General features: G+C 63.9%; 24 protein-coding genes. 18 read left to right on the top strand and 6 right to left on the bottom strand.

Annotated elements, in window-relative coordinates; all coding sequences use genetic code 11:
- Positions 1–123 precede the first annotated feature (123 nt).
- A complete protein-coding gene (gene ubiK / locus JM946_RS06260) occupies positions 124–366 on the bottom strand; it encodes a ubiquinone biosynthesis accessory factor UbiK (protein ID WP_203166293.1) in 243 nt (80 codons plus the stop codon).
- Positions 367–675: 309 nt separating this feature from the next.
- Here ubiK and JM946_RS06255 point away from each other — a divergent pair, with 309 nt between their 5' ends.
- The 7 genes from JM946_RS06255 to JM946_RS06225 all read left to right on the top strand — a co-directional run bounded on the left by JM946_RS06255 (position 676) and on the right by JM946_RS06225 (position 6,370).
- On the top strand, positions 676–1,014 hold the full coding sequence (locus JM946_RS06255; RefSeq protein ID WP_203166292.1) for a P-II family nitrogen regulator: 339 nt from the start codon (positions 676–678) through the stop codon (positions 1,012–1,014).
- Between the two features lie 273 nt (positions 1,015–1,287).
- Entirely contained in the window at positions 1,288–2,511 is a 1,224-nt protein-coding gene (locus JM946_RS06250) for an ammonium transporter (RefSeq protein ID WP_407700507.1), read from the top strand.
- Positions 2,512–2,700: 189 nt separating this feature from the next.
- Positions 2,701–3,039 (top strand): P-II family nitrogen regulator, encoded by a 339-nt coding sequence (locus JM946_RS06245; protein ID WP_203166291.1) that lies wholly within the window; start codon positions 2,701–2,703, stop codon positions 3,037–3,039.
- Between the two features lie 30 nt (positions 3,040–3,069).
- The gene (locus JM946_RS06240; protein ID WP_203166290.1) at positions 3,070–3,528 is read left to right on the top strand and encodes a DUF4124 domain-containing protein; all 459 of its coding nucleotides are present in this window, start codon (positions 3,070–3,072) and stop codon (positions 3,526–3,528) included.
- Complete coding sequence (locus JM946_RS31190; protein ID WP_218042615.1) at positions 3,519–4,430, top strand: NAD(P)-dependent oxidoreductase; 912 nt, start codon at positions 3,519–3,521, stop codon at positions 4,428–4,430. Before JM946_RS06240 ends, JM946_RS31190 begins: the two co-directional genes overlap by 10 nt.
- Before the next feature lie 11 nt (positions 4,431–4,441).
- The gene (locus JM946_RS06230) at positions 4,442–5,554 is read left to right on the top strand and encodes a sensor histidine kinase (protein WP_203166288.1); all 1,113 of its coding nucleotides are present in this window, start codon (positions 4,442–4,444) and stop codon (positions 5,552–5,554) included.
- Between the two features lie 75 nt (positions 5,555–5,629).
- Positions 5,630–6,370, top strand: a complete 741-nt coding sequence (locus JM946_RS06225) for a LytR/AlgR family response regulator transcription factor (RefSeq protein ID WP_203166287.1) — start codon at positions 5,630–5,632, stop codon at positions 6,368–6,370.
- 10 nt (positions 6,371–6,380) lie between these two features.
- Here JM946_RS06225 and JM946_RS06220 read toward each other — a convergent pair whose 3' ends face one another.
- The 3 genes from JM946_RS06220 to JM946_RS06210 are packed head-to-tail and all read right to left on the bottom strand — an operon-like array spanning position 6,381 to position 7,447.
- Positions 6,381–6,671, bottom strand: a complete 291-nt coding sequence (locus JM946_RS06220) for a YqjK family protein (RefSeq protein ID WP_203166286.1) — start codon at positions 6,669–6,671, stop codon at positions 6,381–6,383.
- A gap of 7 nt (positions 6,672–6,678) precedes the next feature.
- Positions 6,679–7,104: a phage holin family protein gene (locus JM946_RS06215; protein WP_218042614.1), complete on the bottom strand. Its 426-nt coding sequence runs from the start codon at positions 7,102–7,104 to the stop codon at positions 6,679–6,681.
- Between the two features lie 31 nt (positions 7,105–7,135).
- The gene (locus tag JM946_RS06210) at positions 7,136–7,447 is read right to left on the bottom strand and encodes a DUF883 family protein (RefSeq protein ID WP_203166284.1); all 312 of its coding nucleotides are present in this window, start codon (positions 7,445–7,447) and stop codon (positions 7,136–7,138) included.
- A gap of 128 nt (positions 7,448–7,575) precedes the next feature.
- Between JM946_RS06210 and JM946_RS06205 the strand changes: the two genes are divergently transcribed.
- From JM946_RS06205 to JM946_RS06180, 6 genes are all read left to right on the top strand, one after another.
- Complete coding sequence (locus JM946_RS06205; protein ID WP_203166283.1) at positions 7,576–8,709, top strand: AI-2E family transporter; 1,134 nt, start codon at positions 7,576–7,578, stop codon at positions 8,707–8,709.
- Between the two features lie 20 nt (positions 8,710–8,729).
- Positions 8,730–9,665, top strand: a complete 936-nt coding sequence (gene hemC / locus JM946_RS06200) for a hydroxymethylbilane synthase (RefSeq protein WP_203166566.1) — start codon at positions 8,730–8,732, stop codon at positions 9,663–9,665.
- Positions 9,662–10,432 carry a uroporphyrinogen-III synthase gene (locus JM946_RS06195; RefSeq protein WP_203166282.1) on the top strand — a complete coding sequence of 257 codons (771 nt, stop codon included), beginning with the start codon at positions 9,662–9,664 and terminating at the stop codon, positions 10,430–10,432. Before hemC ends, JM946_RS06195 begins: the two co-directional genes overlap by 4 nt.
- 94 nt (positions 10,433–10,526) lie before the next feature.
- Positions 10,527–11,585: a uroporphyrinogen-III C-methyltransferase gene (locus JM946_RS06190; RefSeq protein WP_203166281.1), complete on the top strand. Its 1,059-nt coding sequence runs from the start codon at positions 10,527–10,529 to the stop codon at positions 11,583–11,585.
- Positions 11,586–11,590: 5 nt separating this feature from the next.
- The gene (locus tag JM946_RS06185; RefSeq protein WP_203166280.1) at positions 11,591–12,832 is read left to right on the top strand and encodes a heme biosynthesis HemY N-terminal domain-containing protein; all 1,242 of its coding nucleotides are present in this window, start codon (positions 11,591–11,593) and stop codon (positions 12,830–12,832) included.
- A 175-nt stretch (positions 12,833–13,007) separates the two neighbouring features.
- A complete protein-coding gene (locus JM946_RS06180) occupies positions 13,008–14,081 on the top strand; it encodes a 2Fe-2S iron-sulfur cluster-binding protein (RefSeq protein ID WP_203166279.1) in 1,074 nt (357 codons plus the stop codon).
- 41 nt (positions 14,082–14,122) lie between these two features.
- On the opposite strand, the gene JM946_RS06175 is transcribed toward JM946_RS06180, so the two are convergent.
- Entirely contained in the window at positions 14,123–14,644 is a 522-nt protein-coding gene (locus JM946_RS06175) for a GbsR/MarR family transcriptional regulator (RefSeq protein WP_203166278.1), read from the bottom strand.
- A 91-nt stretch (positions 14,645–14,735) separates the two neighbouring features.
- Here JM946_RS06175 and JM946_RS06170 point away from each other — a divergent pair, with 91 nt between their 5' ends.
- Positions 14,736–15,617: an NAD-dependent epimerase/dehydratase family protein gene (locus JM946_RS06170; RefSeq protein WP_203166277.1), complete on the top strand. Its 882-nt coding sequence runs from the start codon at positions 14,736–14,738 to the stop codon at positions 15,615–15,617.
- A 7-nt stretch (positions 15,618–15,624) separates the two neighbouring features.
- Here the strand turns inward: JM946_RS06170 and JM946_RS06165 are convergent, their stop codons facing one another.
- Complete coding sequence (locus tag JM946_RS06165; protein WP_203166276.1) at positions 15,625–16,266, bottom strand: nucleotide-binding protein; 642 nt, start codon at positions 16,264–16,266, stop codon at positions 15,625–15,627.
- 171 nt (positions 16,267–16,437) lie between these two features.
- Between JM946_RS06165 and dapF the strand changes: the two genes are divergently transcribed.
- From dapF to hslV, 4 genes are all read left to right on the top strand, one after another.
- The gene (dapF, locus tag JM946_RS06160; protein ID WP_322110902.1) at positions 16,438–17,262 is read left to right on the top strand and encodes a diaminopimelate epimerase; all 825 of its coding nucleotides are present in this window, start codon (positions 16,438–16,440) and stop codon (positions 17,260–17,262) included.
- Positions 17,263–17,284: 22 nt separating this feature from the next.
- The gene (locus tag JM946_RS06155; RefSeq protein WP_203166275.1) at positions 17,285–18,049 is read left to right on the top strand and encodes a DUF484 family protein; all 765 of its coding nucleotides are present in this window, start codon (positions 17,285–17,287) and stop codon (positions 18,047–18,049) included.
- A gap of 27 nt (positions 18,050–18,076) precedes the next feature.
- Entirely contained in the window at positions 18,077–18,979 is a 903-nt protein-coding gene (gene xerC / locus JM946_RS06150; RefSeq protein WP_203166274.1) for a tyrosine recombinase XerC, read from the top strand.
- A gap of 244 nt (positions 18,980–19,223) precedes the next feature.
- Entirely contained in the window at positions 19,224–19,763 is a 540-nt protein-coding gene (gene hslV / locus JM946_RS06145; protein WP_203166273.1) for an ATP-dependent protease subunit HslV, read from the top strand.
- Positions 19,764–19,844 lie beyond the last annotated feature (81 nt).

Here is a 19,844-nt window from a genome sequence, read left to right as displayed (position 1 = left end):
GCGATTCACTCGGGCCGCGAACATTCGCGGCCCGAGCGATTGGATCACATGGCGAGGGAATGGCAGGCGCGTTAAGCGAGCGAATCGCCGCCTAACCGAACATCCGCGGACAGCGCAGATGCGTTAGGGATTGTTCTTTTCCAGCGCCGCGAGTCGGGCCTCGAGCGCTTCGAGCTTTTCGCGCGTCCGACGCAGCACCGCCGCCTGCACGTCGAATTCCTGCCGTGACACCAGATCGAGCTTGCTCAGCCCGGCCTGCAATATGGCTTTGAAGTTCTCTTCCAGGTCACGGCGCAACGCTGTCACGCCAGGAGGCACGACGGACGACAGGCGACGGGCAAGTTCATCGAGTGAGCGCGGATCCACGCAGAGTCTCCAAGCAGGAAATCGAGGGGGCCATTAAGCCTCAAAATCGCCCGTTCGTGGCGACTGTGCACGAGGACGGCCCGGCCCGGGACGCATTTTGCTCCGAGTTGAAGCAAAGCGCCGGATTTTTCGCACCAGCGGAGTGCGCCTCGGGTCGGTTGGCGGCGACAGCCGCGTTCGTTTGCTTGCACAAATTCGTGGCACAGAAGATGCATTTCCGATGCGGCGCGCTCGGGGAGCGGGGAGCCTACTACGACGATGTCACGACTTGCCCCGAGCACGCGCCCATGAACTCGGAGCCGCAATGCAATGAAGTTGATCACCGCGATCATCAAGCCCTTCAAGCTCGATGACGTCCGACAGGCCGTCGCGGATATCGGGGTTCAAGGCATCACGGTGACGGAGGTGCAGGGCTTCGGACGTCAGCGCGGCCACACCGAGCTGTATCGCGGAGCCGAGTACCGCGTGGATTTCCTGCCCAAGACCAAGATCGAGCTGGCGGTGGACGATTCGATTGCGGAGCAAGTGGTCGAGGCCATCACCAACGTCGCCCGCACCGGAAAAATCGGCGACGGCAAGATCTTCGTCATCGACCTGGCGCAAGCGGTGCGCATCCGCACCGGCGAAATCGGCGTCGAGGCAGTTTGAGCTCGTTTCCCAACAGCAGCACCTGGCGCAACAACGATCTATCTCTTCCGTAGGAGAACGACAGTGAAAAAACCCTTGGCAACGAGCCGCGTGCTCACTTACCTGTGGAGCCTCGCGCTTATCGCGTTCGCGATAGTCGCTACGCCCGACATGGCGCTGGCACAAGACGCTCCGCTCGCCGAAGCCGCGGCTGCCGAAGCTGCCGCGCCCGCTGAAGCAGCCGAACCCGCCGCCGAGGAGACGCCGACGCTGGATTCCGGCGACACAGCCTGGATGCTCACCGCCACAGTGCTGGTGTTGTTCATGACCATCCCGGGCCTGGCGCTGTTCTACGGCGGCATGGTGCGCTCGAAAAACATTCTGTCGGTGCTGATGCAATGTTTCGCCATCACCGGCCTGATGACGGTGTTATGGACGGTGTACGGCTACAGCCTCGCGTTCGACACCACCGGCATGGAGGCAGGCGTCACCAACTTCTCCTCGTTCGTCGGTGGCTTCGACAAAGTGATGTTGTCGGGGCTCACGCTGGACGCGCTTACCGGCACGATTCCCGAGTCGGTGTTCGTCACCTTTCAGATGACCTTCGCCATCATCACGCCGGCGCTGATCGTCGGCGCGTTCGCCGAGCGCATGAAGTTCTCCGCGATGATGATCTTCATGGTGCTGTGGTTCACCGTTTGCTACGCGCCGATGGTGCACATGGTGTGGAGCGGCGACGGCGCGCTGATGTGGGACTGGGGCGTGCTCGACTTCGCCGGCGGCACGGTGGTGCACATCAATGCGGGTATCGCCGGCCTGGTCGCCGCGCTGTTGCTCGGCAAGCGCAAAGGCTACGGCACGGTCAGCATGGCCCCACACAACCTCGGCCTGACCATGATCGGCGCCGCCATCCTGTGGGTGGGTTGGTTCGGCTTCAACGCCGGCAGCGCAGTGGCCGCGGGTTCGAGCGCCGGCATGGCGATGCTCGTCACCCAGATCTGCACCGGCACGGCGGCGCTGGCCTGGATGTTCGCCGAGTGGATTTCTCACGGTAAACCTTCGTTGCTCGGCATCGTCTCGGGCGCGGTCGCGGGCCTGGTCGGCATTACTCCGGCGGCGGGCACGGTCGGTCCGGCGGGAGCGCTGATCATCGGTGTGGCGGCGGGCGTGCTCTGCTTCCTCGCTTCGACCAAGCTGAAGCGCACTCTCGGCTACGACGACTCGCTGGATGTGTTCGGCGTTCACTGCGTGGGCGGCATCGTCGGCGCCATCCTGACCGGCATCTTCGCCTTCCCGAGCATGGGCGGCGTGTGGGAGCCGGCCGAGGGCGCCACCATCGCCAGCCAGCTGTGGGTGCAGACCAAGGGCGTGCTGTTCACGCTGGTGTACACCACCGTCGCGACGGCCATCATCCTGAAGATCGTGGACGCGCTGGTCGGCCTGCGGGTCAGCCAGGAGCAGGAAGAGGAAGGCCTCGACCTGTCGCTGCACGACGAGCGCGGCTACAACCTGCAATAGAGCGGTTCCGGCATGGGAGGAGAACGGGCGCTACGGCGCCCGTTTTCTTTTGCGAGGCCGATAAGGCGCGTCCTACAACGTGATCCAGTCCTCAGTCCTGGGGCATGCCAGGGACTGTCTGAATCCCTGCTCCGGAGCCGTCCTGTTACACTGCCGCCGTTCTTTACATAGGTCCGTGGGCCCTCCGGCGTGAAACTGGTCGTCGCCATCATCAAACCGTTCAAAGTGGACGAGGTACGAGAGGCGCTGTCGGAGGCCGGCGTGGCTGGCGTAACAGTGACGGAGGTCAAAGGTTTCGGCCGTCAGCGCGGGCACACTGAGCTGTACCGTGGCGCCGAGTACGTGGTCGACTTCCTGCCCAAGTGCAAGATTGAAGTGGCGATCGACGACGACCGGGTCGACCAGGTGCTGGAGACCATCGTCTCGGTGGCCAACACCGGCCGCATCGGCGACGGCAAGATTTTCGTGATTCCTCTGGGCCATGCAGTACGGATTCGCACCGGCGAGACGGACGCGCGCGCCATTTGAGCCGGGCGATTTGAGTTTGTGGAGACAGCCATGATCAGACTGTTGTTGCTGCTGAGTGTGGCCGCGGCGCCGCTGGCCGCCGGCACGGCCTATGCCGATGTGTACAAGTACATCGATGAGAAGGGCAACGTGCAGTACACCGACAAGCCGCCCTCACTGCCGGCCGAACGGCTCAATGTGCAGTCTCAGAGGACCGATATCGTGGCCGTGCAGGAGCGCCAGGAAGCCGAGCAGGCCGCACGAGCCCAGTCCGCCTCGAGCTCGCGAGCCCAAGCCAACGCCAGCGCCGAGCAGCGCGCCGCCAATGAGCTGAGCGCCAAGGACAAGGCCGAGCGTTGCATCAAGGCGCGCGAGCGTTACGATAAATACATGACCTCGCAGCGGCTGTATGAAGAAGGCAAGGACGGCGAGCGTCGCTACCTGAGCGACACCGAGCTCGACGCCGCCCGCGCCTCCGCTAAAGCTTCTATGGATGTGATGTGCCAGTGACCCTTCGCGCAGGATTCGTCGGCCTGGGCGCCATGGGCCTGGGCATGGCGCGCAATCTCCACAAGCACGGCTTGTTGAGCGCGGTGTGGAACCGCACGGCTGAAAAAGCCACTGCCCTCGCCCAGGAAACCGGCTGCAAATCTGTCGATAAGCCCGCCGAGCTCGCCGAGCTGTGCGACGTGATCGTCACCTGCGTGTCGGCCGATGCCGATGTGCTTGCGGTGATCGACGAGCTGCTGCCGGCTATCAAGCGCGACACCATCGTCATCGATTGTTCCACCGTGAGTGCCGATACGGCGCGCACGGCCGCTCACCGATTGAATGCCGCCGGCGCGTATTTCCTGGACGCTCCAGTGAGCGGCGGCACCGAAGGCGCCCGCGACGGCACGTTGGCCGTCATGGTCGGCGGCGATGAAAAAGCTTTCGAACGTGCGCAGCCCGTACTGCAAGCGATGGGCAAGGCCGTCACGCATTTCGGGGCGAGCGGCTCCGGCCAGGCTGCCAAGGCCACCAATCAAATCATGTGTGCGGGCGTGATTCAGGCGGTCGCCGAAGCGATGGCGTTCGCCAAGTCCGAAGACCTGCCGCTCGATCGGCTGATCGACACGCTCGGTAAAGGCGCGGGCTCCAGCTGGTATTTCGTAAATCGCGCGCCGAACATTCTCAAGGACAGCTATCCCGCCGGCTTCCGCGTGAAGCTGCACGAGAAGGATCTGAAGATCTGCCGCGCCATGGCCGCCCGCCACGGCGTGCAGTTGCCCTTGATCGAAATGACGTTGGTGCATTACCGACGCCTGATCGAGCAAGGTCATGGCGATGAGGATATCTCCACGTTGTTCCGTCTGAAGGACGCGCTGTTCGCCGCGGCCCGCGACGGCGGCGTGCCGAGACAAAAGCCATAACCGTCCGCGCCATGGCGGCCTCCGCCTCCGACAACCGCGTCCCGTCGCCGCCCGCCACCAAGGCGCCTACCTTTTTCCTGCCGGATTTCTGCGCCTCGCCCGCGGTGTTCGCGGTGGTGCTGATCGCTGAACTGGTGGCGCTGGTGATTGCGCTCGCACGCCAGGCGCTGCACGAGAATTTCTGGGCCGATCTGGCCGGCAGCTCGTTGTTTCTTTTGTGGATCGGACTGACCTGCGCCGCCGTGCTGTGCCGTGCGCGCCCGTGGCTGCAAACCATGCGGGCGTCGCGCGCGGCCATGATCGCCGTCGCGTTGCTGGTCGCCACCATCGGCCTGGTTTCGGAAGTCGTGTTCCAGGTCGGTCAGTTCGTCACCGGCAATCTGGGCGAGGACGGGCCCGGCTTTTTCCCGCGTCAGCATGCCGGCTTCGTGCTCAGAAACATCGGCGTCGGCTTCATCGTGAGCGCGCTCGCTTTGCGATATTTCTATGTCAGCGCCGAATGGAAACGCAGCATCGAGCAGGAAGCGCTGGCTCGCATTCGCGCCCTGCAAGCGCGCATTCGACCGCACTTCTTGTTCAACAGCATGAACACGATCGCCGCGTTGACGCGCTCCTCTCCGGAACGCGCGGAGCAAGCGGTCGAAGACCTCGCCGATCTGTTTCGCGCCAGCCTGAGCGACGCCAGCGCACGCATCTCTTTGAAAGATGAACTGGAGATCGCGCGCACGCACCAGCGCATCGAGCAACTGCGTCTGGGCGATCGACTGACGGTGCATTGGGACGTCGACGATCTGCCGATGCGCGCCATGGTGCCGAGCCTGATCGTGCAGCCGTTGCTGGAGAACGCGGTCTATCACGGCGTCGAAACGCTGCCGCGAGGCGGCGAGGTATCGATCGTGGGCCGGCGCCAGAACGACCAGGTGCACATCGAAGTGCGCAATCCCATCCTGAGCCAGTCCGGCTACGCCAATCGCGAGGGCAATCGCATGGCGCTGGAAAACATCCGTCAGCGCCTGGAGCTGGCCTGGCCCGGCCGCGCCAGGGTGGAGACCGAACAGCGGGAGGGGGAATTTTGCGCCCGGCTGATCTTTCCGTATGCTGGCGACGAACTGGTGCACGGCTAGACGGGTCGACGAGAATGTCATATGAAGGCAGGCCCTCGGAGACTTGCCGTTTTAGTGGGGCGGTAACTTAGACAGATGCGTCTGTTAATTGTCGATGACGAGGCGCCCGCGCGTGAGCGCCTGCGACGCCTGCTGGACGAAATCGAGGACTGCGAGGTCGTCGGCGAAGCCGACAACGGCGAAGTGGCGCTGGCCACTTGCGGCGAGCTGCGTCCCGACGTGGTGCTGCTCGACGTGCGCATGCCCGGACTGTCCGGCATCCAGATCGCCCGCCACATCGACTCGCTGGAAGATCCGCCGGCCGTGATCTTCACCACTGCCTACGATCAATACGCCGTGGAGGCGTTCGAAACCGAAGCCGTCGGTTACCTGCTCAAACCCGTGCGCAAAGAGAAGCTGGCGCACGCCCTGCGGCACGCCGCTCGCATTTCACCGAATCGTCTGGTGAAGGTGGCCGAGACGGCCCGCCTCGAACATCGTCGCGAACAGATCTGCGCCCGGCTGGGCGAGACCCTGAAGCTGATTCCGCTGCCGGATATTTATTATTTTGTCGCCGATCAGAAGTACGTGACGGTGCGCCACAAGGGCGGTGAAAGTCTGATCGACGAATCGCTCAAATCGTTGGCCGAGGAGTTCGCGCCGGACTTTCTGCGCATCCACCGCAATGCCTTGATCGCGGAGAAATACATTTCCGCCGTAGAGCGCACCGACTCGGGACAGTACGTCGTCAGAGTTCGCGAATGCGGCGATGTGCTGGAAGTGAGCCGCCGTCACGCCTCCGAATTGCTCAGGCGCATTCGGGGCGAAAGCCACTAGGCCTCGCGGATCACCCCTGGCGCATACGCATGAGACGTCGCGCCGTGGAATAAACCAATGCACCGCGCGTCGCCCATCGCATCAGTCGCTTCGGGCCGATCAGCGCAACCAGCGCCACACCGCCGACGATCACCGCCGGGTTCTTGATGAGGCGTTGCGCGGCCCCGATGCCTCGATCCAAACCGCTGAGATGATGTTCGATGTCGTGCATCGTCGCGCCCAGCTCGCGACGCTGCATGGCTGCGCGCAGCCGCAGGTTGGAATGTTTGGCGACCAGCTGATTGAAACGTTCGCTGCTCACAAACGCCTCACAGGCGCGCCCGAAGTTGATCGCGATCCTTGGCCAGCTCGGCCAACGTATCGTCGAGCAGCGGCGGCTTGGTGCTCAGCTTGTGCCGCAGGATCAAGCCGCTGACCACCGCCACCGCGACAAACAGGCCGATCATGGCCAGCGACGCCGCCAGCCGGTGCGTGTCCCAGAACACGAAGATCACCGCCAGCGCCGCCAGGAACAGCCCCATCATGGCGGCGAACGCCGCTATGAAGGCCCACAGCAGGATGCCGCCGACCTGCCGCACTTCTTCCTGCAGCTCGGTGGTCAGCAGCTCCAGCCGGGTGTGCACGATGGCGACCAGGGTCGCCACGAACTGGTTCAGCGACTGAAACAGACCGGCGACCGGTCGCGGCGCTTCGTGCGAACCTCGGGGCTCGACGCGCGGATCGTGTGTTTGCACGGCCATGGCGCTGGTGAGAGCGAGCGCTCGGTTAGCGACGGGCCAGCAACAGCCCCAACACCAAGCCGACACCGGCGGCGATGCCGACCGACTGCCACGGGTTCTCGCGCACATACTCATCGGCTGCTTCGGCAACCTCGCGCGCCCGACGCATGGCCTCTTCTTCGACCTCGGTCAGCCGCACCCGCGCCTGGCGCAGCGACTCTTCAGCGCGCGCGCGCACTTCCTGGATCTTCTCCCCGGTCAACGTCGAGGTGGCCTTGAGCAACGCCTCGGCATCCTCCACGACGGTTTTCAGATCCGCGACCAGCTGGTCGGTCGACACTTCGGGTTGGGCATTCATGAGTCGTTCCTCTTCTCGAGCTTCGATGGTAGGGGATAAACAAACCAGCGACAAACCGGCGAGCGGTCGGCGGTGCTAGCATGGCGGCCTTTGCCGCAGCCTTGCGGCCACACGGAACGGACCGTCACATGACTCAACCGCCGCCACGCATCGTACCGGCAGGCGATCGGTTCTACGCGCGCACATTCGCATTGGCGACGTGCCTGGTGCTGGGCCTGGCCTTGTTCGAAATCGTCCAGCCCTTCCTGGGTCCGCTGTTGTGGGCGATATTCATCGCGTTTCTGCTGTTCCCGCTGCATGTGCGGCTGGCCGCCCGGTTACGAGGTCGTTCCCAATTGTCGGCGGCGCTGCTGACGGTGCTCACGTTCGTCGTCATCATCGGCCCGCTGACCGCGCTGAGCGCGGCGTTCGCGGCGCAGGTCGGCGATCTGCTGCAGATCGTGCAGACCACGGTCGCCGACCAGACCCAGGGGAACGTGCTGAATCTGGCGAATGTTCCCTGGGTGCGCGACCGGCTGGCCTGGCTCAACGACACGCTCGATGTCGATCTGGCGCAGATCCAGGGCTGGATCGCGCAAGGCTCCCGCGAGACGCTGCAATCGCTCGCATCTCTCGGTGGGCGCGCGTTCATGGGCGCGGTCGGCACGGTGGTCGGCTTCGTGATGATGGAATTCATGCTGTTCTTCTTCGTGCGCGACGGCGCCGAGATGATCGGCACGCTGCGCGAGCTGATCCCGATGGCCGAGGCGCACAAGGCCAAGCTGTTCGACCACCTCGCCGCCGTCACTCGCGCCATGGTGTATGGCACGGGTCTCACGGCGTTGATACAGGGCGGGCTGGTCGGCATCGCCTTCCTCATCATCAACTTCCCCTCCCCCCTGGTGTTCGCGGTGATCGCCGCCCTGCTGTCGCTTTTGCCCGTTGGCGGCACGGCGTTGGTCTGGGGCCCGGCGGTGCTGGTGCTGGCCGCGCAAGGGCGTTGGGGCGCGGCCATCTTCTTGTTGATTTGGGGTGCGCTGCTGGTGTCGTTGGTCGACAATGTGGTCCGGCCGCTGCTGGTGTCAGGCCGCGCCAACGTGGGCACGCTGACCGTGTTCATCGGCGTGCTGGGCGGGCTGGCCGGCTTCGGCGCCATCGGCCTGTTCCTCGGGCCGGTGGTGCTCGCGCTGATCATCGCGCTGATTCGTTTCAGGCTCGAAATGCGGCGCACGGAAAAAGCCATGGCCCTGTCGGCGGAATCTTCGCCCCAATCGAGCTCATGAGTACACATCCATCCGAACACGTGGCCGAACATACATTGCGCATCGCCACGCGACAGAGCCGCCTCGCGCTGTGGCAGGCCGAGCACGTGGCCGGCCTGCTCAGGAACAAACACCCCGGCCTCAATGTCGAGCTGGTGCCCATGACCACGCAGGGCGACCGCATCCTCGACCGCCCACTGGCCGACATCGGGGGCAAAGGTCTGTTCATCAAGGAGCTGGAACTGGCCATGTCGGAGCATCGGGCCGACATCGCCGTGCATTCCATGAAAGACGTACCCAGCGAGATGCCACCAGGATTCGTGCTGGCTGCGATGCTGCCTCGCGCCGATCCGCGCGATGCGTTTGTTTCTTCTCGCTACGGGAGTTTCGAGAGCCTGCCGCAAGGCGCGCGCGTCGGCACCTCGAGCCTGCGTCGTCAGTGCCAGTTGAAACATGCCCGCCCGGATCTGGAGCTGATCACTCTGCGCGGCAATGTCGACACACGATTGCGCAAGCTCGATGAACAGCACTATGACGCGATCATTCTGGCCGCCGCCGGTTTGATTCGCCTCGGGCTGCAAAGCCGTATCACCGAATATTTCGCTGCCGACCGCTCGGTGCCGGCGGTTGGTCAGGGCATCATCGGCATCGAGTGTCGCTCCGACGATGCACGCAACATCGCTTATGTGCGCGCATTGAACGACACACAGGCGTGGCAATGCTGTGTCGCCGAGCGCTCGTTCGCGCAACGTCTGGAAGGCAGCTGCCAGTCGCCGATCGCGGGCTTCGCCACCCTCGACGGCGATCATTTGCAACTGCACGGTGTGATCGGTTCACCTGACGGCAGCGAAATGTATCGCGGCTCGCACCTCGGCAAAATCGACGATGCCGAGGCCATCGGCGTGCGGCTCGCGGAAGAATTGTTGAAAGACGGCGCCGGGCAATTGCTCGAACGACTGCGGCAGGAGTCGCCATGATTCCCAAAGTCATGCCACCGCTTGCCGATCTCACCGTGTTGGTCACGCGGCCGGCGCCACAAGCCGCTGTACTGTGTGAAGAGATCGGCCGCCAAGGCGGCACTGCCATCGCCTTCCCCGCCGTGGAGATCGTGGCTCAGACCGCCGAGATCGCGAGCGGACACGACTTGATCATTTTCGCGAGCGTGAACGCCGTTGCTCACGGCGTGCATCTGATCGAGAAAAGTCCGACCGCTCGCGTGGCGGCGATTGGCAGAGCAACCGCGGCCGCCCTCGCCCAAACCTCGCTGCGCGCCGACATCGTTCCGGAAGCCGGCTTCGACAGCGAGGCCTTGCTGGCCCATCCCGATCTCACATTGGCAAGCGGCGCTCGGGTGTTGATCGTGCGCGGTATCGGCGGCCGCGAACTGATGCGCGATACGTTCACAGCGCGCGGCATGATCGTGGAAACTCGCGAGGTGTATCAGCGCGTTCGTCCCACAATCGACCCTGCCACCCGGGATGCGCTCGAAGTTCGCTGGGACAGCGAAGGTATCGACGTGGTCACCGCCACCAGCATTGAAACTTTGCATAACCTGATCGGGATGTTGTCCGACCGCGGTCGCACGCTGCTGGCCAAGACCCCGTTGCTGGTCGCCAGCCGCCGGATCGCCGAAGCGGCGCAGGCTGCGGGCTTGAACGGCATGATGCTGGTCGCGAACGGCGCCGACGATGCGTCCATGATCGGGGCAATGGCGCGTTGGCGAACGCGTGCTCGGGTGGCCTGACGTACTGCTTCGACGTCAGCATCGATGAGGGCCTCCTGAAAGTCCAAGTGCGCTGCGTGTTACGATAGCGACGTCGATCACAGCGCATTCTTCTATGGCCGAGACCGGTCCGGAAACCATCAGCTCGTCTGTTCCCGGCGATTCGTCGAGGACCCGTCGTGCGCACACTTACAGCCGATTGACCACGGCTATCGCGGTGCTCGCTCTGGCAACCGCCGGCTATACCCTGGTACGGCTCGACTCGATGCGGGACCGGCTGGATACCGCAAATGCGGCGATTGCCGCCGCCAACGTCGATCGGGATCTGTTGCGTGCGGAGTTGAAGAGTCAGGCCAGCCGCGAGCGACAGGCGCATCGGGACCTGAATCGGCGTCTCGATTCGCTCAACGACGCGCCTCAACAGTTGCAGGAGCTGGCGTCGTCGGTCGAGGAGCTGCGTGGTCGCGCCGAAGGGCCGGAACGCGCCTGGTCCCGCGCCGAGGCATTGTTTCTTCTGGAGCTGGCGCAACGCCGGCTCACGCTCGACCGCGACATCGAAACCGCAATCGTTGCATTGGAGTCCGCCGACCTGCGACTGGCCGCGCTGCGCGATCCCTCGTTCGCCTCGGTCCGGCAGGAGATCGCGAAAGAATTGCAGGCGCTGCGCGCCGTGCAACGGCCCGACACGACCGGCATTCTGTCCCGGCTCAGCAGCGCCGAGGAGCGCGCCGCTGAAGCGCCGGTGAAGGGTATTCTGGTTACCGAACGCAGCGCGTTCGATCGCAGCCAGCTTCCGGACGGAATGTTTGCTCGGGCGCGCGCCATGATCGGCCAGACTTTCGCGAACCTGATCGTCATGCGCCGGGTGGACGATCTGTCCGGGCGGGTGATCACCGCGGAAGAAGCGGTGCTCCGGCGCCAGCATCTGCAACTGTTGCTGTTCGCGGCCCGCAATGCCGTGGCTCGCCACGATGAGCAGGCCTATCGCACGGCGCTGGCCGCCGCGCGGCGTTCGCTGGGCGATTTCTTCGATCTCTCCAAGCCGAGCGCGCAGGCTCTGCTTGCCGAAGTGCAGGCGCTGGAGCCCGTGAACATCGATCCCACCTTGCCCAACGTCACCAACTCGATCAACGCGCTGCGCCGGATGATGCCGTCACGTCGAGGTCCGGAGTAACCGCGATGAAAAGCGGCCTGTATATCGCTGCGGCCATGATCGTCGCCGGTCTGCTCGCCAACATCGTGCTGGGCGATCCGGGCTACGTGGCGCTGCGCTTCGCCGGACGTTTGATCGAAATGTCCGCGGTCACCTTCGTCCTGGTGCTGGCGGCGGCCTATTTCGCGGTCCGGCTGCTGATCAGAATCTTCACCGCGCGGCGCTCCTGGAAAACCGCTCAGGAAGCGCGTCGCCAGGAGCGCGCTCGCCGCAGCTTCGCCCAGGGCATTCTGGAATTGTCGGAAGGCAATTGGGAAACTGCCGAGAACACGCTGACTCGTCATGTGCGTGAGGCGGAATCTCCCGCAGCACATTATCTGACCGCCGCGCGTGCCGCCGATCTGCAGGGCGCCTCGGATCGACGCGATGAATGGCTCGCCCGTGCGCTGGAGGTTTCCGGCGATCGCCGCGCGCCGGCGCTGATCATGCAAGCGGAAGTTCTGCTGAAGCACAAGCAGATGCAGGCCGCGCTGGCGACGCTCGAGCAGCTCGAAGCGACCAAGGAACAAAACGCGCGCGGCCTGTTGTTGCTCGCCCGGGTGTATCGACAGACCGGCGATTGGCAGAAGCTGCAGGCGCTGGAGCCGCGTCTTCGCAGCACTCGCGGCATCACCGCCGCGATGGTCGACGAAACCGTGGCGCAAGTGCATCTGGATCGCTTGCAGGAGGCGGGCAGCAAGTGCGATCTCACCGAACTGCGCGCCGCCTGGAAAGAAACATCCAAATCGCTGGCCAGGCATCCCGAGATCGTGGTGGCTTATGCGCGCGCCTCGATGGCTTGTGGCGATCACGAGGCGGCCGAAGCGGCGCTGCGCGATTGCATCAACAAGCAATGGAATGAATCTGCCGTGCTTGCCTACGGCGAGCTGGAGACAGATCAGCCGCTGAAGACGCTGGATCGAGCCGAAGCCTGGTTGCCGGAGCACAGTGACGATGCCGCACTGCTGTTCACTTGCGCGCAGCTCGCAACTCGCGCGGAGCTGTACGGCAAGGCACGCAGCTTCCTCGAAACCAGCATTGCGATCCGTCCGCGGCTGGAGGCTTATCAGCTGCTCGCCAACCTGATGGATCAACTCGGTGAGCGCGAGCGTTCGCTCAAAGCGCTCAACGACGCGCTCGCATTCGCAGTCGGCCGCAAGGCCAACCTTCCCAAAATCCGCGCCCGCCGCTTCCAGGAACGCAGACTCACCGACCGGCGGAGAAGCTAGCTTAACTGAGGCCTATCGGCGCGTCGGACCAGACCGTGAAACATTACACATCAAGTACCGCCCGGGTACACGGACGTACCCCGCCGCCGCAGGCGGCGAGCGAGCGGGCAAAAGTCGCGCCTTTTGCCCTGCTCGCACGAGGGTCGTGGCAGGATGCCCGATCCCGAGTTTTATAATGTCCGTCGCTCGTCCCTATGCGCGTGTCACTCTGCTGCCGTCACAGCAGATTTTGACCGTTGAGCGCGGGGAAACCATCCTGGACGCCGCCTTGCGCGCCGGTTTGAATCTGCCTCACAGCTGCAAGGGCGGGCATTGTTCGTCGTGCCGGGCGCGCATCCGCGCTGGACAGGTGAACTATCCTTCGGGCCGACCGGTGGGCTTGATGGAAGACGAAGAGCGCGACGGTTATGCCCTGCTTTGCCAGGCGCACGCCGCCAGCGAAGATCTGACCGTCGAAGTACGCGAGATCCGGCCGCCCGCGCCGGAAATCGTACTCAAGAGTCTGCCCTGTCGTGTAGAACGGTTGCAGCGCCTGACGCCCGACATCATGGCCGTGTTCCTGCGCCTGCCGGCCAGCGAATATTTCCATTTCGCGCCGGGCCAGTACCTGGACATCATGCTGCCGCAGAACCGGCGTCGCAGCTTCTCGATCGCGAGCACGCCCGGCGAGGGCAAGATGCTGGAATTGCACATCCGTCGTGTTTCAAGCGGCGAGTTCACGCAGCAACTGTTCGACGGCACGCTGGAAAAATCGTTGCTGCGTATCGAAGGCCCGCTCGGGCAGTTCTGGTTCCGCCGGGAATCGCCTCGACCCGCTTTGCTCATCGGCGGCGGCACCGGCTATGCGCCGCTACGTTCGATGTTGCACAGTCTGCTGGAAGTGGGCGACCGACGGCCGCTGCATCTTTATTGGGGCGCGCAGGCCGCTTCAGATCTTTACGAAGATGCGCACATCGAACAACTGCGCGTCGAACATCCCAATCTTCGCTACGTGCCCGTGCTGTCAGCGCCTCGCGTAGAGGATCAGTGGACCGGTCGCACTGGTTACGTGCATGCCGCCGCGCTGGCGGATCATCCCGACTTGTCGCGCTTCGATGTGTACGCCAGCGGGCCGCCGGTGATGGTCGAAACCATCCGTCACGAGTTCACGCAGCGAGGGTTGCCGGCCGAGCATCTGTTCTTCGATTCCTTCGATTTCGCACCCGACGTGCTCGCCAAAGTCGGCAGCGCGCTCTCGAGAAGTGACTGATGACTGGTGACTACTGACTGGTCAGAGGGGATCCAGCTCGTTCAGGTCACCACCTTCGCCACCTTGGTGCCCATGCGCATCAGCTTCAGCAGGGTGGGACGAGGCATGGCGCGGATCTGGTCGTACCATCCCGACACTTCCTCGAGAAACTCGAGCATGTCGCTGATGCGCTGCTTCACCTGCTCCGGCGTGTCGTGATCCTTCTTGGCGTCGGCGGAGCACTCACGCAACATCTGCACCGTCGGATCGATTTCGCGCTTCTTACGGCCGTCCATGATCATGGTGAGCACTTCCCATATATCCTTGCGCGCCTGGAAGTAATCCCGCCGATCGCCCAGTTGATGAGTCACGCCGACCAGATCCCAGGCTTGCAGCTCCTTGATGCTGACGCTGACATTGGAGCGCGCGATATTGAGCGTTGCCGCGATCTCGTCCGCGGTCAGCGGCGAAGGAGCCATGAACAGCAAGGCATGAATCTGCGCCACCGAGCGACTGACGCCCCAGCGACTGGCCATCTCGCCCCAATGGAGCACGCAGCGATGCATGGTGGGAGTAAGCTTCATCGGTCCGACCTATCCGTTATTTCTGTCTTTTCTGAAATCTAAGTATGCAGCGACGACGTGTCAAGCCGTGGGTGGGCTTGCGAGGGCAGGCATGAGCCCGGCCCGTCCCTACCTGTTGATTGCGGGGTGTGGCTACGTCGGCCAACGCCTGGCCGCCCGCCTGCGCGACCGCTTCGAAATCGCGGCGCTGGTTCGCTCGAACGACAAGGCGGCGGCGTTGCAGCGCCAGGGCCTGAAGCCCGTGGTGATCGATCTGGATCGCGTGCGCGCCGGCGCCAGCATTCCCGAACGGCTGGATCAGGAGGCCATCGTGTATCTCGCGCCCCCGCCAGCCACCGGCGAAAGCGACCTCAGGCTCGATCGCTTCCTGCAACTGGCCATCGTGCCGCCGAAAACGTTTGTTTATATGAGCACGACGGGTGTGTATGGCGACGCAGGCGGCGGCTTCGTGGACGAAAGCACTCCGGTGATGCCGAGGACCGATCGCGCTCGTCGGCGGGTCAGCGCCGAAGAGATGACTCGCGTCTGGTGCCACGAGCGCCGCGTTCGGCGTGTGGTGCTGAGAGTGCCGGGGATTTACGGTCCGGAGCGGCTACCGCTGGAACGATTGCGCCAATCCGAACCGGTGGTGCGCCCGGAAGATGCCGGCATCAGCAATCGCATCCATGTGGACGATCTGGTCACGGCCTGCGAGGCGGCGATCATGAACAAAGAGGCGCGAGGGGTTTACAACGTGACCGATGGCACCTCGATCAGCGCGACCACCTTTATCGATATGGTGGCGGAGCTGACCGGTTTGCCGAAGCCGCCGCGCGTGACCATGGAGGAAGCTCAGCTCACCTTCAGCCCCGAGCGCCTGTCGTTCCTCAACGAGTCGCGCCGGGTCGGCAACGATCGCATGCTCAAACACCTGGGCGTAAAGCTGCGGTACGCAGACCCGGTGGCCGGGATCCGCGCCAGTCTGGAGGGCTGAGTCGAGCTCAGCTCGGCTGGCTCTTCTTGCTGTCGAGCCACTTGGTGATGGGCTTCCACTGCTCCCAGTCCGGGCTGGCCAGATACTCCGGCAGCTCGAAAATGCCCATGCCGCGCTGATAGGCGCGCAGATAGTTGGTGGACTGACGCAGCTGACCCAGATACGGCACCTTGAGCTTCTCGAGGTACTGCTCCAGCTCATCGAACAGCAGCGTGTTCTCGCGCACGCGATTCGCCACCATGGCCAGACGGGCCTGCTGACGCTGCACCTTGCCCAGCTCCAGCAATTCTTCCATGAAGCGCAGCGAGGCCTTCATGTCGATGGGCGAAGGCAGCACCGGGATGACGATGGTCTCGGCGCGCCGGACCAGCTCATTCATCTCGGAGCCGTGCGTCCGCGCCGGCGCATCGATCACCAGCACGTCGGTGTCACGCGACACGTTTCGTATGCCCTCATCGAACGCCGGCACACCCGAGATGCGCGGCAGATCTTCGGGGCGCGTGGCTAGCCAGTCGAGGCTGGAACTCTGCGGATCGTAGTCGGCGATTGTCACCTTGCTGTCCTGGCTCGCAAAGTAACAAGCGATGTTGGTCGCCAGCGTGCTCTTGCCGCTGCCGCCCTTGGAGTTCATTACCATCACGTGGCGCATGACCGTCCTCGCTTTGCCGGTAACAAATCGGGATCTTGGGCCCGAGATTGCGGCCCGGCTGTGCTGGATTTCGCGTTGTTGTGAATAAATGGCGGGTAACTTAAAGGCAGCCTCGCCAATTGTCACGGCCCGACGCTGCAGAAAACGCGTCAAGTGACGTATGCTTGGCCCATGCGCCTGTCTTTTACCAAGATGCACGGCCTGGGCAACGACTTCATCGTGTTCGATGCTCCGGCCGGCGCCGAGCTGCCCTCCGCCGAAGCTTTTCGCCGCCTCGCCGACCGCCGCACCGGCATCGGCTTCGATCAGGCGCTGGTGTTGATGCCGCCCAGCCGGGCCGATTTCGATGTGTTCTATCGCATCTTCAACGCCGACGGCTCGGAGGTCGAACAGTGCGGCAATGGCGCACGCTGTATCGCCAGCCTGGTCGCCCGCAGGATCGGCAAGGCGCGTGTCCGGATGGACAGCCCCGGTGGCGAGGTCAATGGCTTACTTGGCGACGACGGCCTGGTCTCTGTCGACATGGGCGTACCGAATTTCGCGCCCGAGTCGCTGCCCTTCGACGCCAACCGTGAGGCGGACGTGTATCCACTGCGCGTCGACGAAAAAGAGTTGCAGATCGGCACGGTCTCGATGGGCAATCCGCATGCAGTCATGCAAGTGCCGTCGGTCCGTGAGGCCGCCGTGGACACGCTCGGACCCGCGGTGGAAAATCATCCGCGCTTCGCCAAGCGGACCAACGTCGGCTTCATGGAAGTGGTCAGCCCGACTCACATCCGGCTGCGAGTTTTCGAGCGCGGCGTGGGCGAAACTCAGGCCTGCGGCACCGGGGCCTGCGCGGCGGTGGCGGTTGGCCGCCGCTGGGGACTGCTGCAGGAGCAAGTGCAGGTGGACGCGCCGGGAGGGCGCATGGTGGTTCGCTGGCCTGGCCCCGATCAGGCGCTCTGGCTCACCGGCCCGGCGGTCACCGTCTTCGAAGGGACGGTGGAACTTTGAAAATCAGAATCGAGGCCCCTGTATGAGCAAGACTCCGGTCCGCGGTGTCGACGCAGAAAATCTCGCGACCCCGATGAGCGCCACCGGCTCGAGCGGCCACCCCGCCGCCGCCAAAGGGCCCAGCGAAACCGAGATCGCGGATTATCTGCAGAACAATGCCGACTTTTTCGAACGTCACGCCGCGCTGCTGACCAAGCTGAAGCTGCCGCACGGTCGTGGCACCGCCACCGTGTCGCTGGTCGAGCGCCAGGTGTCGGCGTTGCGAGAAAAGAACCAAGCACTGGAATCCCGGCTGCGCGAACTGATCGATGTGGCGCGTGGTAACGACGTGCTGGCGGCGAAGATTCATCGCCTCGCCTGCAGACTGGTGCGCGCACGTAGCGCCTCTGCGCTGCTGGATTCCATGGAGACCTCGCTGCGCGAAGACTTCGGCGCTTCCGAATGGTTGCTGCTGCTGGCGCCGACTCGTCCCACAGGCTTTTCGAATATCGACAGCCGTCACCTGCGCATGATCGATGCTGCCGCACCCGAGCTGAAAATGTTCGATACGTTGTTCGAATCGGCGCGGCCCCGTTGCGGCCAGATCCGCGATAGTCAACGTGACTTTCTGTTTGGCGCGGGCACCGTCGAAATCGGCTCCGCGGCGCTGGTGCCACTGGGGCGCGAAATGGGCTTCGGCGTGCTCGCCATCGGCAGCCCGGACGAACAGCGCTTCCATCCCGCCATGAGCACCGACTTCCTGGCTCGCATCGGCGACCTGGTGAGCGAGGCCGTCGCGGCCGCCTGACCGCCCGGGCCAAGCGAGTATCGATGGATGGACGAGTCGTCGCTCGCCTGGCTACCCAAGTTCTTCGAACACCTGTCGGTGGAGCGGCGCATGTCGCCGCACACCGATTCCAACTATCGCCGCGACTTGAAACGTTTCGTCAGCCACTGCGACGCCCAAGGCGTCACCGACTGGCAGGGCGTCGACGACAAACTGGTCCGATCGTTCGCCGCCGCCGAGCATCGCCAGGGCGCCTCACCCCGCTCGATCCAACGCCGACTGAGCGCTCTGCGAAGCTTCTATAACTTCCTGCTGCGCGAGAATGCGGTGAAGTTGAATCCGGCGACGGACGTACAAGCCCCCAAAGCCAAAAAACGATTGCCCGCCACGATCGACGTCGATCAGATGAATCGGCTGCTCAGCTTTCGCACCGACGAACAGCTGAGCGTGCGCGACAAGGCGATGATGGAATTGTTTTATTCCTCGGGCCTGCGCTTGTCGGAGCTGGTCGGCCTCGATCTGACCGACATCGACCTCGCCGATCGCACCGTGCGCGTGCTCGGCAAGGGCAGCAAGACCCGCGTGGTGCCCGTCGGCCGCCACGCCGTCGAAGCCATCACCCGCTGGCTGCAGGAGCGCACCAAAGTCGCCGGCATCGGCAACACCGCCCTCTTCGTCGGCGCTCAGGGTGAACGCATCAACCCGCGTTCCGTCCAGAAACAAGTCGCCGCGTGGGCCCGCCGCCAGGGCCTGGGCGTCCACGTTCACCCCCACATGTTCCGCCATTCCTTCGCCACGCACCTGCTGGAATCCAGCCAGGACCTTCGCGGCGTCCAGGAACTGCTGGGCCACGCCAACATAGCAACCACTCAGATTTACACCCACCTTGATTTTGCCCACCTCGCCAAGATTTACGATGCGGCACATCCTCGGGCTCGCAAGAAGGGCTGAAGAGGCTTGGCAGGGGAATCGAGACAAAAGGTCGCTGGCTGCCGCGCTGAGTTATCCTTCGCCCCTCAACGCCGAACTCTTGGCGCCAACTCCGCCGCGAAGGCATCGGCGTCGCAGTCCGGGAGGAGATATCCCCACCGGGGCGACGCAAGCCACCGACGCCTCTTGGCTCGAGCCGTCGACGCGTCAGACACCGAGGCCCGTCGAACGCAGGCGATACAAAACAGTTTTCGAAAGCGATGCAATGAGCGACAACCAACCACACGCAACCACCATCCTGGCCGTCCGCCGCGACGGCACTGTCTGCATCGGCGGCGACGGCCAGGTCTCGTTGGGCAACACCGTGATGAAGAGCAACGCTCGCAAAGTGCGGCGCCTGTACGACGGCAAAGTGCTGGCAGGCTTCGCCGGCGGCACCGCCGACGCCTTCACGCTGTTCGAGCGCTTCGAAGCCAAGCTGCAGCAGTATGGCAACCTGACCCGCGCCGCCATCGAGCTCGCCAAGGACTGGCGCAGCGATCGCAGCCTGCGGCGCCTGGAGGCCCTGCTGTGCGTCGCCGACAACAAGACCTCGTTCATCATTTCCGGCAACGGCGACGTCATCGAGCCCGAAGACGATATCATGGCGATCGGCTCGGGCGGCGCATTCGCCCAGTCCGCCGCGCGAGCGTTATTACAAAACACCGAGCTGGACGCGCGCAGCATCGTCGAAAAGGCGCTGAACATCGCGGCCGATATTTGTATTTACACCAATCGGAATCTCACGATCGAGGAGTTGAAGTGACTGGTGACTAATGACTAATGAACAGTCAGAAATGGCTCGGCGCATGCCGCCGCCACGGCGCCATAGTCACCCGTCGCTAGT

Origin of the sequence: Steroidobacter gossypii (genome assembly GCF_016801985.1) — a bacterium.
Taxonomy (GTDB): domain Bacteria; phylum Pseudomonadota; class Gammaproteobacteria; order Steroidobacterales; family Steroidobacteraceae; genus Steroidobacter; species Steroidobacter gossypii.
This window is presented reverse-complemented; position numbering and strand designations above follow the sequence as displayed.